The organism is Lacrimispora indolis DSM 755, assembly GCF_000526995.1.
Classification (GTDB): domain Bacteria; phylum Bacillota; class Clostridia; order Lachnospirales; family Lachnospiraceae; genus Lacrimispora; species Lacrimispora indolis.
On sequence record NZ_AZUI01000001.1, the window covers coordinates 3,525,981 to 3,540,161 of the forward strand.

At 46.8% G+C, this 14,181-nt stretch carries 14 protein-coding genes; 11 read left to right on the forward strand and 3 right to left on the reverse strand.

Annotation, left to right across the window (positions count from 1 at the left end; all coding sequences use genetic code 11):
• The first annotated feature begins 6 nt into the window (after positions 1-6).
• Both K401_RS0116960 and K401_RS0116965 read left to right on the forward strand, forming a co-directional pair.
• Complete coding sequence (locus tag K401_RS0116960) at positions 7-699, forward strand: amino acid ABC transporter permease (protein ID WP_024294066.1); 693 nt, start codon at positions 7-9, stop codon at positions 697-699.
• A 4-nt stretch (positions 700-703) separates the two neighbouring features.
• Positions 704-1,438, forward strand: coding sequence for an amino acid ABC transporter ATP-binding protein (locus K401_RS0116965; protein ID WP_029694877.1), 735 nt, complete (start codon positions 704-706; stop codon positions 1,436-1,438).
• A gap of 56 nt (positions 1,439-1,494) precedes the next feature.
• Here the strand turns inward: K401_RS0116965 and K401_RS0116970 are convergent, their stop codons facing one another.
• The gene (locus K401_RS0116970) at positions 1,495-1,989 is read right to left on the reverse strand and encodes a GNAT family N-acetyltransferase (protein ID WP_024294068.1); all 495 of its coding nucleotides are present in this window, start codon (positions 1,987-1,989) and stop codon (positions 1,495-1,497) included.
• 291 nt (positions 1,990-2,280) lie between these two features.
• Between K401_RS0116970 and K401_RS0116975 the strand changes: the two genes are divergently transcribed.
• Positions 2,281-2,973 (forward strand): response regulator, encoded by a 693-nt coding sequence (locus K401_RS0116975; RefSeq protein ID WP_024294069.1) that lies wholly within the window; start codon positions 2,281-2,283, stop codon positions 2,971-2,973.
• Positions 2,974-3,055: 82 nt separating this feature from the next.
• Here K401_RS0116975 and K401_RS0116980 read toward each other — a convergent pair whose 3' ends face one another.
• The gene (locus K401_RS0116980; protein ID WP_024294070.1) at positions 3,056-3,769 is read right to left on the reverse strand and encodes an MIP/aquaporin family protein; all 714 of its coding nucleotides are present in this window, start codon (positions 3,767-3,769) and stop codon (positions 3,056-3,058) included.
• Positions 3,770-3,801: 32 nt separating this feature from the next.
• Positions 3,802-5,298: a glycerol kinase GlpK gene (glpK, locus tag K401_RS0116985; protein WP_024294071.1), complete on the reverse strand. Its 1,497-nt coding sequence runs from the start codon at positions 5,296-5,298 to the stop codon at positions 3,802-3,804.
• A 304-nt stretch (positions 5,299-5,602) separates the two neighbouring features.
• On the opposite strand from glpK, the gene K401_RS0116995 reads away from it, so the two are divergent.
• The 8 genes from K401_RS0116995 to bilS all read left to right on the forward strand — a co-directional run bounded on the left by K401_RS0116995 (position 5,603) and on the right by bilS (position 14,181).
• Positions 5,603-6,715, forward strand: a complete 1,113-nt coding sequence (locus K401_RS0116995; RefSeq protein ID WP_024294072.1) for an Ldh family oxidoreductase — start codon at positions 5,603-5,605, stop codon at positions 6,713-6,715.
• 275 nt (positions 6,716-6,990) lie between these two features.
• Positions 6,991-8,142, forward strand: a complete 1,152-nt coding sequence (gene hemA, locus K401_RS0117005) for a glutamyl-tRNA reductase (protein WP_242842317.1) — start codon at positions 6,991-6,993, stop codon at positions 8,140-8,142.
• Position 8,143: 1 nt separating this feature from the next.
• On the forward strand, positions 8,144-8,782 hold the full coding sequence (locus K401_RS0117010) for a precorrin-2 dehydrogenase/sirohydrochlorin ferrochelatase family protein (protein ID WP_024294074.1): 639 nt from the start codon (positions 8,144-8,146) through the stop codon (positions 8,780-8,782).
• Entirely contained in the window at positions 8,772-9,674 is a 903-nt protein-coding gene (gene hemC / locus K401_RS0117015; RefSeq protein ID WP_024294075.1) for a hydroxymethylbilane synthase, read from the forward strand. Before K401_RS0117010 ends, hemC begins: the two co-directional genes overlap by 11 nt.
• A 14-nt stretch (positions 9,675-9,688) precedes the next feature.
• The gene (gene cobA, locus K401_RS0117020) at positions 9,689-11,194 is read left to right on the forward strand and encodes a uroporphyrinogen-III C-methyltransferase (protein WP_024294076.1); all 1,506 of its coding nucleotides are present in this window, start codon (positions 9,689-9,691) and stop codon (positions 11,192-11,194) included.
• Between the two features lie 53 nt (positions 11,195-11,247).
• The gene (locus K401_RS0117025) at positions 11,248-12,045 is read left to right on the forward strand and encodes a class I SAM-dependent methyltransferase (protein ID WP_024294077.1); all 798 of its coding nucleotides are present in this window, start codon (positions 11,248-11,250) and stop codon (positions 12,043-12,045) included.
• Between the two features lie 59 nt (positions 12,046-12,104).
• Complete coding sequence (gene hemL, locus K401_RS0117030) at positions 12,105-13,382, forward strand: glutamate-1-semialdehyde 2,1-aminomutase (protein ID WP_024294078.1); 1,278 nt, start codon at positions 12,105-12,107, stop codon at positions 13,380-13,382.
• A gap of 295 nt (positions 13,383-13,677) precedes the next feature.
• Entirely contained in the window at positions 13,678-14,181 is a 504-nt protein-coding gene (bilS, locus tag K401_RS0117035) for a flavodoxin family protein BilS (RefSeq protein ID WP_024294079.1), read from the forward strand.

Below are 14,181 nucleotides of genomic sequence, written 5' to 3' on the forward strand. Positions count from 1 at the left end.
AGTGCCATGTTGGAAAAGCTAAGAGATGATTTTTATCAGAATTTTATCGTGGATGACCGTTGGAAATACATTACCGGCGGTTTGCAAAACACGTTGAAGATCACATTTTTTGCAGTTTTGATCGGTATTTTACTGGGATTTCTGGTTGCGATCATACGTTCAACCTATGAAAATACCGGCAAGCTGAAAATATTAAATGGGGTTTGCAGCGTTTACCTGACGGTGATCCGCGGTACGCCGGTGGTGGTGCAGCTTATGATCATGTATTTTGTCATTTTTGCATCCACTGATCCGGGTCAGGTGCCTACGGCCATCCTGGCATTTGGAATCAACTCTGGCGCCTATGTGGCGGAAATCTTCCGGAGCGGAATCAGTTCCATAGAAAAAGGGCAGTTTGAGGCGGGCCGCAGCCTGGGCTTTAATTACGCCCAGACCATGTGGTTCATCATCATGCCTCAGGCCTTTAAAAATGTAGTTCCTACTCTTGCCAATGAGTTCATTGTTCTGTTAAAAGAGACCTCTGTGGCAGGATACATAGGGCTGCAGGATTTGACAAAGGGCGGCGATATCATCAAAAGCCGTACCTATTCTGCGTTCATGCCTCTGATTGCAGTGGCCGTTATTTATCTGGTTATGGTTATGGTATTTTCATATCTCGTAAAATTGCTGGAGAGGAGGCTGCACAGAAGTGAGCATTAATAGAATGGAAGATCCCCTGATTCAGGTACAGAATCTGGGTAAGAAATTTGGCGACACAGAAGTGCTTAAGGACATATCCGTTGATATTTATAAAGGAGATGTGGTATGTGTCATCGGGCCTTCCGGTTCCGGAAAAAGTACGTTTCTCCGCTGCTTAAACCGTCTGGAGGAGCCTACAGGGGGACATATCCTGTTTGAAGGCGTGGACATTGTGGACAGGAAGACAGACATTGATAAGCACCGTCAGAAAATGGGTATGGTATTCCAGCAGTTTAATTTATTTCCCCACATGACCATTTTGAAGAATTTAACCCTTGCTCCCATGAAGCTTCAGGGGCGCAGTAAGCAGGAGGCGGAGACCCAGGCCTTGGAACTGCTTCATAAAGTAGGTCTTGCCGACCGGGCGGAATCCTATCCAAATCAGCTTTCCGGAGGTCAGAAGCAGCGAATTGCCATTGTCCGTGCCCTGTGCATGAATCCGGATGTGATGCTGTTTGACGAACCAACTTCAGCTCTTGATCCTGAGATGGTAGGAGAGGTGTTGAATGTTATGCGGGGACTGGCCGAGGAACGGATGACCATGGTGGTGGTCACTCATGAAATGGGCTTTGCCAAAGAAGTGGCGACCCGGGTCATGTTTATGGACGGCGGTTATTTCCTGGAGGAAAACGAACCGAATGAATTCTTTACCAACCCTCAAAATGACAGACTGAAGCTGTTTTTAAGCAAGGTGCTTTAACACTACAGCGCCCCGGTGACTTTATAGTGACCAGGGCGCTGTATATTTATGGGCATTTAAAGGATTCTGCCCATATAGTATTCATCAACATAGATCCCGTTTACCAGCAGGGATTTTTTCTTTGTCCCTTCGATCTGAAATCCCATTTTCTCATATAAGTGTATTGCTGCTTCATTATGGGTCATTACCGTTAATTCCAGTCTTGTGACATGATGTTCCTGCGCCCATTTTTCCAGCTCTTCAAAAAGCTTTTCTCCCAATCCCATTCCTCTGTAATCCTTTAATATCCCGATCACAATATAAGCCCTGTGCCTGATTCTGGCCGCAGAACCTCTTGAGGCGGATAAAAAGCCTGCAATGCGTTCCTCATCCTCAAGGATCAATGTCAGGGAGCCGGAAGTGACTGTGCTTCTGATATTTGCTTCCATGTCCTCAACCGTGGTGGTCCGTTCACCTGGCTCAAGCATCATAAAGCTTGTTTCCTTATCAAGTTGTTTCAGCATATCTAAAAAATTTCGGGAATCGTCTGTTCTTACCGGTCTTATAGTCATTGTTTGGCCTCCTGTTTATGTTTTGCCAGTGCATTCCATTATATAGGATGAATGAAGGATATGCAAATACAGCCGGGAGTAAATACCAAAGGGATTGCAGGATATGATCTTCGGCCGGATTGGTTATTGAAATAGCGGAAATGGTATGTTATAATAGTTTTATATCGGTCCGGAGAGAAAGAGAGAGCACAGTGGGACAACTAAAAGGTTGTCTTTTGGGTGCGCTTTTTTTTGTGGGCAGAAAAAAGGGATCTTATTTGATACCATTATTTTACAGGGGGGTTAAAAATCATGTATCAAACAATCATCATAGAAGATGACCCTATCGTTGCTTCTATTAATCGCCACTATGTGGAATTAAACAAAGATATGGAAGTGTGTGGTTGTTTTTCCAACGGACAGGATGCTCTTAACTATCTGGAGGGGCATTCCGTGGATTTGGCCATTACGGAACTGTATATGCCGAAAATGGATGGAATGGAACTTTTACGGGAGATTCGGAGACAGGAGAAGGATCTGGATGTCATAGTAGTAAGTTCCGTCAATGATGTGAAGCATGTGAAGAAGTTTCTTTCTCTTGGAATTATTGATTATCTGATAAAACCATTTGAATATACCAGATTTAACCATGCTTTGGAAAAGTTCACAAAAAACCAGGAACTGCTGAAGCCCCGCAATTTCTCCCAGTCCCAGCTGGATAAGCTTTTTCACTTTTCTTCTCTGCTCCAGGCAGAAGAAGGCAGCAAGGGAATCCAGGAAGCTACTTTAAACAGCATATTGGATTATATGAAAATGCACCAGCCAAATCCAATGACAAGCGAAAAAATCGCCAAAGCTGTCCAGCTGTCCAGTGTGACGGTCAGAAGGTACATGAACTATCTGCTGGAAAAACAGAGGGTAGTCAGTGACATTGATTATAATACAGGAGGAAGGCCTGGTGTTGTCTATCACTACATAATGGAAGAAGACAGCCTGGCAGAGTGAGAAAAGCGCCGGAAACACTGTGTAAGTGTTCCGGCGCTTTCCTGTTTTTTAATGGTCACTTTTGCAGGATTGTAAGGAAAAGTTATGCCCAGGGGATTGCGCTGTAGAGAAGAACTGCAGCAAGGGCGCCGGCCAGGGGGCCGAAAATCACAATAGGAGCATAGCTCCAGTTGGAACTGCCTTTATCCTTGATGGGAAGAACTGCGTGAGCAAGGCGGGGGCCTAAGTCTCTGGCAGGATTGATGGCGTATCCGGTTAAGCCTCCAAGGGACATACCGATGGAAACGATGATTCCAAACACCAGAAGGTTATTGACTCCCGCAGGAACATCTCCTGCCTGTCCGATGCCTTTAATGGCAAATACCAGGACAAAGGTCCCGATGGTTTCGCTTAAAAGGTTGCGGGCTTTGTTGGGAATCGCAGGCGAAGTGCAGAACACTCCCAATTTAGTGGCCTGGTTTTCCGTTGCGTCAAACTGATCTTTAAACAGTAAATAAACCAGGACAGCACCGGCAAATGCTCCCGCAAACTGTGCGGTCACATATCCCGGAACAAGGTCCCATGGAAGGCTTCCGTCTGCAGCCAGGGCAATGGTAATAGCCGGATTAAAATGAGAACCGGAAGCTGCTCCAAAGATAAATGCGGGAATCATAACAGCCAGCCCCCATGCAATGGTGATCTGGACGGGGCCAGCTCCCTTCATACCGGTCTTATCCAGGTTAACATTGGCGACCACGCCTTCTCCAAGCAAAATCATAATCATAGTTCCTAAGAATTCTGCTAAATATATTAACATACATTTCCTCCCCAAATCTTTTAATTCATTTTTTAATTTTCTTTTGCCCAATCAAAGGAATATTTCACAGCCCTGTTCCAGCCGCTGATTCTTTTTGCCCGTTCTTCCCCGCTGATACCAGGTTCAAAGGTTCTGTCAATGGCCCAGTTCTTTATGACCTCTTCCTTATTTGCCCAATATCCCACTGCCAGACCTGCCAGATAGGCAGCTCCCATAGCAGTAGTCTCCACGCATTGAGGACGGTTTACAGGTGCGTTTATGATATCTGCCTGTGTCTGCATGAGATAATTGTTGGCACTGGCGCCTCCGTCAACCTTAAGTGATGCCAGCTTGATTCCGGAATCCGACCTCATTGCCTGGAGCACGTCATTTACCTGATAGGCCAGGGAATCTAAGGTGGCTCGGATGATGTGGTACTTGTTTACTCCCCGGGTAATTCCCACCACAGTGCCTCTGGCGTACTGATCCCAGTGGGGAGCTCCCAGTCCTGTAAAAGCAGGAACGACGTAACATCCGTTGGTGTCCTTTACCTTGCGGGCCATATATTCGGAATCCTGAGCGGAATCAATGAATTTCAGTTCATCCCGAAGCCACTGGACTGCGGCTCCTGCTACAAAGATGGAGCCCTCCAGGGCATATTCAACTTTTCCATCCAGCCCCCAGGCAATGGTAGTCACCAGGCCGTTGCTGGAGAAAACAGGCTTTTCTCCTGTATTCATCAGCAAGAAGCATCCGGTTCCATATGTATTTTTAGCTTCACCGGGGGTAAAGCAGGTCTGCCCGAAAAGTGCTGCCTGCTGGTCCCCAGCAGCGCCGCTGACCGGAATAGGGCCGCCAAAGAATTGAGATTCCGATTCTCCGTATATACAGCTTGAAGGCTTTACCTGGGGAAGCAGGGAACCTGGAATGTCAAGTTCTGAAAGGATGTCATTGTCCCACTCTAAGGTATTGATATTAAACATCATGGTCCGGGAAGCGTTGGAGTAATCGGTTACGTGAACCCGTCCTTTTGTCAGCTTCCAGATCAGCCATGTTTCTACGGTTCCGAATAGGAGTTCTCCTCTTTCGGCCCGTTCTCTTACTCCCTCTACGTTGTCCAGGATCCATTTTAATTTTGTAGCGGAAAAATAAGCGTCAATGACCAGGCCGGTTTTGGAACGGAAGGTGCCGACCAACCCCTTTTCTTTTAAGGAGTCACAGTATTCAGAAGTTCTGCGGCATTGCCATACGATTGCGTGATAGACGGGATCACCTGTTTCTTTATCCCATACAATCGTGGTTTCCCTCTGGTTGGTAATGCCGATTGCAGAAATATCTTCTGCAGAAGCTCCTATTTTGGACATGGCTTCCACTGCAACCCCCAATTGCGTGGACCAAATCTCATTTGCATCGTGCTCTACCCAGCCTGGTTTTGGAAAATACTGGGTGAATTCCTTTTGAGCAACACTGCAGATTTCCCCTTTTTCATTGAACAGAATACACCGGTTACTTGTTGTGCCCGCATCCAATGCCATTACATAGTTTGCCATAAAAAATCTCCTTCTCCTTTTTATTTTTTAGCCAAATCAAGTGTCAAGCGGATTGCCAATATCCGCTTGACTCATTATAGGAAAATCCAATCGAAAAAAGAAGAATAGGAAAGTAAAGAATGAATTATGAAAGTAAGAAATACCGGTCCGTTTTTTTTACTTACAAAATGTGTTTAATATTTGTCAATGATTCCACTCTTCTCTGTTTTATGATAAATTATAAATATAAAAGGTCGGGGGCAGAGGTTTTTGTCTTACGGGAGCCAATGCTTTAAATAAATATTAAAAATACAGGAGGTATTTTATGGGAAGCAAAACAAACATTGTGGATTGGAAGACAATTACAGATTTTGTGGTGGAGGCGTTCAAGGGGTATGGGATTCCGGAAGAAGACGCGAAAATCTGTGCAGATGTATTGCTGGAGTCTGACAAGCGGGGAATTGAATCTCATGGAGTCAATCGTTTTAAGCCCATATATCTGGACCGCATCAAAGCGGGAATCCAGAATCCGGTCACAAATTTTGAAGTAGTAAAGGAAACAAAAACTACGGCGGTTGTGGACGGACACGACGGCATGGGTCAGGTAATCGGTGTAAAATCCATGAATATGGCCATTGAGAAGGCCAAAGAATACGGCATGGGCATGGTGGTTGCCCGCAATTCCACCCACTACGGCATTGCAGGCTACTATGCGACCATGGCTTCCCAGGCAGGGTGTATCGGTATTACAGGAACCAACGCAAGGCCTTCCATTGCTCCTACCTTTGGTGTGGAAAACATGCTGGGAACCAATCCTCTTACCTTTGGAATGCCTACTGATGAGGAATTCCCCTTTGTGCTGGACTGTGCTACTTCCATTACCCAAAGAGGCAAAATCGAATACTATTCCCGTATCGGCAAATCCACTCCTTCCGGTATGGTAATCGGGCGGGACGGGCAGCCCCAGACGGATTCAGACCAGATCCTCGCTGACTTGAATACAGGTAAAGCGGCCCTTGCACCTCTGGGCGGAATCGGTGAAGAACTGGCAGGCTACAAGGGATACGGCTATGCCACTGTGGTTGAAATTCTTTCCGCTGCTTTGCAGCAGGGAAATTTCTTAAGAGCCTTAACCGGCATTGGAGAAGAAGGAGAAAAGGTTCCCTTCCACTTAGGCCACTTCTTTATTGCCATTGATACGGAAGCCTTTATGGGCCTGGATTCCTTTAAAAAGACCTGCGGCGATATTCTCCGGGATCTTCGCGGCTCTGTCAAAGCACCTGGAGAAGACCGCATTTATACGGCAGGTGAGAAGGAATACCTGGTATGGCTGGAGCGTAAAAACAGCGGAGTGCCGATCAATGAGGCAGTACAGAAAGAGCTTATTAAAATCAGGGATGAATTGGGACTCACCCAGTATCGTTTCCCTTTTGAATAAGAAGCAGAAATGATGTTATTGCCGGATTCTGATATGCTCCTTTCCAGGCTGACAAGTGAAATAATAAAGCTTGTTTGCCTGGGAGGGAGCATTTTCCATGCCATAAATTCAACGGGCTTTAACATGTGATTTAAGAAAAGTTTTGGAAATGGTAAGTGTTTAATCTCATATATCCTGGAATGACTGGTTGCTCTTTTCTTTATGGAATGTTAGAATAAGTAGGAGTTTTTAATAACTGATTTTACCATAAGAAAGCTGGAATAAAGATGTATTGTATGAGTGTAAGCCATAAAAAGGCCTCTGTGAATATCCGGGAACGGTTTGCCTTCAGTGAAAAAGAAAAGACAGAATTTATGAAACGGCTGATGAAGAAGGAAGCGGTGACCGGTGTGGTCGTACTTTGTACCTGCAACCGCAGTGAGATTTACGTTTCAGGAACAAAGCAGGCCATGGGAGAACTGCAGCGGGAGGCGGCTGATTTTAAGGGGATCCGCCTGGAGGAGCTGCTGAAATACTTAAATATTTACAGCGGGGAAAGCGCCATCGGACATCTGTTTAAGGTAGCCTGCGGATTTGATTCCATGGTTTTGGGAGAGGATGAGATTTTAGGGCAGGTAAAGGAGGCTTATCAGGCTTCTAAGGATCAGGGATCGGCGGATTATGAAATGAATGTGCTGTTCCAAAGGGCGGTGACCTGTGCCAAACGGATCAAGACGGATACCAATTTATCCAGAACACCTCTTTCCGTTGCGACCCTTGTGGCCAATGAGGTATTCCGCTTTGAAAAAGAAGACGGGGATAAGCATGTGATGGTGATCGGTATGACCGGCAAGATGGGCAATACCATAACAAAAAATATTTTAAGCAAGCCTGGCATCCAGGTCACCGGCACGGTCAGAAGCCATAATTCCGGTTTGATGCTGGAGGTGAAAGAGGACCGGGTGCGGGTCGTGGATTACAAGGACCGCTATCAGTACATGGATGAAATGGATATTGTCATCAGTGCCACCCTGGGGCCTCATTATACCGTAACATGTAAAGAATTGTCGGAACAGGTGAATCCGGGAAAAAAACGGCTGTTCATAGATGTGGCAGTTCCTGTGGATATGGACCCGGAGATCGGGGAAATGGAAGGGCTGACCCTTTACGATATTGATTATTTTGAAACACTTTCAAAGAATAACACGGAAATAAAGCTAAAGGAACTGGACAGGGCAAAGGTGATCATGGAAGAGGAACTGGATGGGGCCATTAAAGAAGTGTTATTCCATCCATATATCCGGAGAATGAAAGAGCTTCGGGAAGTATTTTCCGGAAAACCTCTGGACACGCTTTTGTATGAGGTCAGGGACCACGTTTCCAGCGAGGAGCTGAAGGTGGTGCTTAAAACTCTGGATGGCCTGGAACACTGGATTAAGGAGGGATGACGTGGCCTATTTCCCGTTTTTTGTTGATATTGAAGGAAAAAAATGCCTCATAGCAGGGGGAGGAGCGGTCGCTTTCCGGAAGGCCGCGGCATTGATGGAGTATGGCCCGGATATAGTGGTCGTGGCTCCCCGGGTAAGTCTTAAGATGGAGGAGCTTGCAAAGAAAAGCGGGGGAAGGCTCACATGGAAATGCCGGAAATTTGAAGAATCAGATTTGGATGATTCGGATTTTGTGATAGCCGGAACCTCAGATGCAGAGTTAAACAGGCAGATATCCATCTGGTGCAGGGAGCGGAAGATTCCGGTCAATGTGGCGGATGTGCAGGAAGAATGCAGTTTTATTTTCCCGGCACTCATTAAGGATGAGGATATCACGGTGGGAATATCCACGGGAGGAAATTCTCCGGTCCTTGCCCGGTATTTAAAAAATAAGTTTAAAAACGTCATTCCCAAAGGATCTGGCTGCCTGGCAAAGCAGCTTGGCTCATACCGGGACATGGTCAGGGAAAGGGTCGATTCCCAGCCTGTCAGAAGGTCAATATTCAAAGCCATGGCAGAAGAAGGAATCCGTCAGGGAGGCTTTACCAGAGAACAGGCAGAAGAACTGATAGAAAGGAAGCTGGCGGAGCATGAAAAATAAGATTATTCGCATCGGAACAAGAAGAAGCGCTTTAGCTGTGGCCCAGGCAAACCTGGTGGTGGAGGCCCTTGCAAAAGCAGGTACCGGCCTTCCGGCAGAACTGGTGCTAAAGCAGACGGAAGGGGACAGGATCCTTGATAAGCCCCTTCTGGAATTTGGAGGAAAAGGCGTGTTTGTGGCGGAATTTGAGCAGGCCCTTCTGCAGGGAGAAATCGATTTTGCGGTCCACAGCGCCAAGGATCTTCCCATGGAGCTGGAGGAGGGCCTGGGGATTGTGGCTGTATTGGAAAGAGGAGATCCCAGAGATGTACTGGTGACACCTGCTTCCAGCGGCCTTTCTGGGAAAAAGGAAATCGTCATCGGCACTTCCAGCTTAAGAAGAAAGCTCCAGATAGAGGAAATGGGAAAGACCATGTGGCCGGAAGCTTTGGTGCGCTGCGAAAATTTAAGGGGTAATGTGACCACCAGGCTTTCAAAGCTCATGGAAGGCTCTTTTGACGGCATCATTCTGGCTGCTGCCGGATTAAAACGGCTGGGGCTTTGGGAGGACAGCCGTTACGATTACCACTGCTTTGACTGTGAGTCCTTTATTCCGGCCGGGGGCCAGGGAATACTTGCTGTGGAAGGACGGCTGGAATCGGGCCTTGAGGCAGTGGTAAAGCCTCTTGAAGATGAGGAAGCCAGGATGTGCCTTGCCTTGGAACGGAAGATCTTAAAGCTGCTGAATGCCGGATGCCATGAGCCTATCGGCGTGTATTCCAGGGTCAAAGGCAAAGAAGTGGAAGTCTTAGGAATCAGCAGGAGAGGGGAAGAGATAAAGCGGATCCATCTGCGGGGAGGATCAGGGGAACTGGATGAGCTGGCGCGGCTGGCAGCCGAAGGCCTTTCGTAAAAAAGGAGGATGCTATGAAGAAAACAGGAGCCGTCTATCTGGTAGGGGCCGGTCCCGGAGATCCGGGGTTTATTACGGAAAAGGGATTGTCAAGGCTGCGGATATGCGATGCAGTGGTTTATGATTCCCTTGCTTCTCCCCGCCTTCTTGATGAGGTGCCGGATCAATGCCGGAAAATCCATGTAGGAAAACGCGCCGGACATCATTCCATGAAGCAGGAGGAGATCAACCGGCTTCTGGTGGAGCTGGCAAGGGAGGGCCTTTCTGTTGTAAGGCTAAAGGGCGGTGATCCCTTTGTGTTTGGACGGGGTGGAGAGGAGATTATAGCCCTTTCTAAAGCCGGGATCCCCTATGAGGTGGTATCGGGAGTCACCTCTGCGGTGGCGGCCCTTGCAAGCGCCGGGATCCCGGTGACCCACCGGGCGGTCAGCAGGAGCTTTCATGTTATGACCGGACACACCCTTTCAGAAGAAGGGGAGCTTCCTGCTGATTTTGCTGAGTTTGCCAGGCTTTCCGGTACCTTGGTTTTTCTCATGGGCCTTGGAAATCTGTCTCTCATCGTCAAAGGACTTTTAAAGCAGGGGAAAGGGTCGGAAACCCCGGCTGCAGTCATTGAAAGCGGAACCCTTCCCGGACAAAGGGTCCTTCGCGGGACTTTAAAGAATATTGAGGAAAGGGCGCTGGCGGCCGGAATAGAAAGTCCTGCGATTATTGTGGTGGGAGAGGTGGCTTCCCTTGATTTTTCTTCTACGTTAAAACAGCCCCTGGAGGGGTGCCGGATCGGAGTGACAGGAACAGGTTCCTTTACGGTCAGGCTGAGAAAACAGCTGGAATCCCTTGGAGGGGTATCGGAATGTATTCTCGGCCTTTTGATCCAGTCCCGCCGGAAGGGAGAGAAAATGAAGGAAGCATATGAAAAGCTGCAATCCTATACCTGGATCGTATTTACCAGTGCCAATGGAGTGCGGGAATTTTTCCGGGGGCTTCTGGAATGGGGGTATGATTTCCGGGCGGTTGGGCATGTGAAATTTGCCGCGGTTGGAAAGGGAACAGCCGATGAATTGCTGCGGTACGGTTTTTCTGCGGATTACATACCGGAGAAATATCAGGTGCAGGATCTGGCCGTTGGTTTAAAAGGCTTAATTTCCGGGGAGGACAGGCTTCTCATCCCCAGATCCTTTAGAGGCTCTAAGGAATTGAATGAGATTCTTGATGAAACCGGGGGCTCTTATGATGACATCGTGCTCTATGATGTGGCCCTGGCAGGCTTAAAGGCGGAAAACAGGACCGAAGCCTTAAAGAATTTGGACTATCTGACCTTTTCAAGCGCTTCCGGTGTGGAAGCTTTTTTCCGGGAGGCAGATGAGGAAACAAGGGAAGCCCTGGCAGGCCTCAAAGTGGTCTGTATCGGGGACATTACAGCAAAAGCTCTTATGGATCATGGGAGGAAGGCGGATATCATTGCCGGGGTCTGCAGCATCCAGGGAATAGCGGAAGCCATCTGCCGGGATTGGAAATAGGAAATTATGGCTGATTGAAGTGGTAATTGTTTATATAAAAAGGAGGTGATCGATTGGATGCATCAATAAAGAATAAAAATCGCTTTTTAGGATTTGTGGATGTCTATGATCAGGCAAGACCGGGAATGCCAGAATATCCGATCGAAATCATAACAAAATATTTAAATAAAAGAGCAGATGTTGTAGTTGATTTAGGCTGCGGTTCGGGCCTGTCAACTATTGTATGGAAAAACCATTGCAACGCTGTTATCGGTATTGAACCAGGCGATGAGATGTTCCTGGCTGCCAGTAAAAAAGCGGATAGTGGAATTTCGTTTAAAAAGGCTTTTGCCCATGAGACAGGACTGAGCGGAAATTGCGCCGATGTTGTTATATGTTCCCAGTCTTTTCATTGGATGAATCCTGAATTAACTCTTTCAGAAGTAAACCGAATTTTAAAGACCGGCGGCATATTTGCTGCTGTCGATTACGACTGGCCGCCGGTCTGCAAATGGGAAGCAGAGGTTGCCCACAAGCAGTTGTTTTATAAAGTCAGCTGCCTGGAGGAAGAATATGTGGATTTGAAAGATCGTTTTATAAGATGGGATAAAAATAAACATCTTTCCCATATAAAAGACAGCGGTTACTTTCGGCATCAAAGAGAAATTGTTTTTGCAAACAGGGAGCTGTGTGATGCAAAACGATTTATTAATATGACATTAAGCCAAAGCGGACTCCAGAGTATCATCCAGCATAAACCATATCTGATTGAGAGTGCCCTGGATGAATATGTTGAGACAATACAATGTTTGTTTGCCGGTGAGGTGATGGAGGCGGACTTTTGTTACCGTATGCGTCTGGGCATTAAATAATTATATTTAACCGAATCAGGCAGCGAAGTGGATTGGAAAGAGAAAAGGAGTCAGTCAAAATGAAAATAGAAGAATCCAAGGCATTATTTGTAAAATCAAGGGAGTATTTTCCGGGCGGAGTCAACAGTCCGGTACGTGGGTTTGGTTCCGTTGGAGGAACCCCGGTCTTTGTAAAGCGGGCGTCAGGCTCCCGTATTTATGATGAGGATGGAAACGAATACATTGATTATGTGAATTCCTGGGGGCCCTGCATTCTTGGACATGGCTGCGGGCCAGTAGTGGAAGCGGTGAGAGAGGCCTGCCTTGACGGCTTATCCTTTGGAGCGCCTACCAGAAAAGAGCTGTTGCTTGGAACCCTTATCAGGGAGTGTATCCCTTCGATGGAAATGATGCGGATGGTCAGCTCAGGAACAGAGGCTGTTATGAGTGCAATCCGTGCGGCAAGAGGATATACGGGAAAGGATAAGATCATCAAATTCAAGGGCTGCTACCATGGCCATTCCGACGGCCTTTTGGTAAAGGCCGGTTCCGGGGCTTTGACAGGTTCCGCACCGGACAGTGCCGGAGTACCGGCCTCCTATACAGAACACACCCTGCTTGCCCAATATAATGATGAAGATTCCGTAAAAAAACTGTTTGCGGAATTTCCAGATGACATTGGGGCACTGGTGGTGGAGCCGGTTGCAGCCAATATGGGACTTGTACCGCCAAAACCAGGTTTCCTGGAATTTTTAAGGGAAATCACATTAAAATACGGAGCGCTTCTCATTTTTGACGAGGTCATTACCGGTTTTCGATTGGGGCTGGGAGGAGCACAAGGATATTATGGCGTTGTTCCCGACTTGACAACTTTGGGAAAGATTGCAGGAGGCGGTATGCCCATGGGAGTGTACGGAGGGAAAAAGGAGATCATGGAAGTGGTTTCTCCTTTGGGAAAGGTTTACCAGGCCGGTACTCTTTCCGGCAATCCCATTGCAACAGCTGCCGGAATTGCCACCATCAGGACCCTGATGGAGCGGCCGGAAATTTATCCTTCCCTGGAAGAAAAGGCGGGAAGACTTGTAAAAGCCTTGAGGGAAGCCCTTCCGGAAACCTGGGTGAATCAGGCAGGCTCTCTTTTCAGCGTATTTTTTACAAAAAATCCGGTAGTTGATTATGATACTGCCCTGGCTTCTGATACGGTCAAATATGGCAAATTTTTTCATTATCTGTTAGAGCATGGCATTTATACGGCTCCATCCCAGTTTGAAATCCTGTTTCTGTCTGCGGCTCATAAAGATGAAGATATTGAAAAAACCTGCGGCATCATAAAAGAAGGGGCTGGGATTCTTTTTTAAAACAACAAAAATAAGGCTTTGGAATGACTGAAAAACAGTGGTTCCAAAGCTTTTTCATTTTCGTATACAGGCAAAGCAAGCGGATATGCCTGCACATCTAATTGGTGTTCCATGAAGCGGAGCGCGGTGTTTACAAACTAAAATTGAAAAATAATTCCATCTCAAATTTATGCCTGATGTTCATAAACTTTGCCATATAGATTCTAAAAGTTACATAAATTGTATTAACATTTTACGGAATCTATTGATAAATAACCGAGTTTGGTATATTTTAATCTCATAGGAGGCTGAATGTATGGACTATTTAGTTGTGTATACAAGCAAAACTGGAAATACCCAGAAGGTAGCTATGAAAATTTTTGAAACACTTCCCGGAAAATCCAAGGATATTGTCAGCCTGGAGGAGCTTCATGGAGAGGAAGCGGATACGTATTTTGTAGGGTTCTGGAACAATCGTGGAACCTGCAAGACAGAAGTGCTGGACTTTCTTTCCGATTTACATGGCAAACGGGTGGCTCTGTTTGGAACCTGCGGGCTTTCCGGAAATAAAGAATATTATAAACAAGTGGAAAAACAGGTGGCTGTTTTTCTGCCAGATGATAATGAGTATCTTGGCTGCTTTATGTGCGGAGGAAAGATGGCTCCCCAGATTCTTGAAAAGTACAGGCAGATGCAGGCGATTCATGATACTCCCCAGATCAGGACCTTAATAGCCGCATATGAAGATGGGATGCTGCATCCCAACGAGCAGGATTTTAAGGACGCAGAGGAATTTGTAAAATCAATTCTCAGGGAGTAA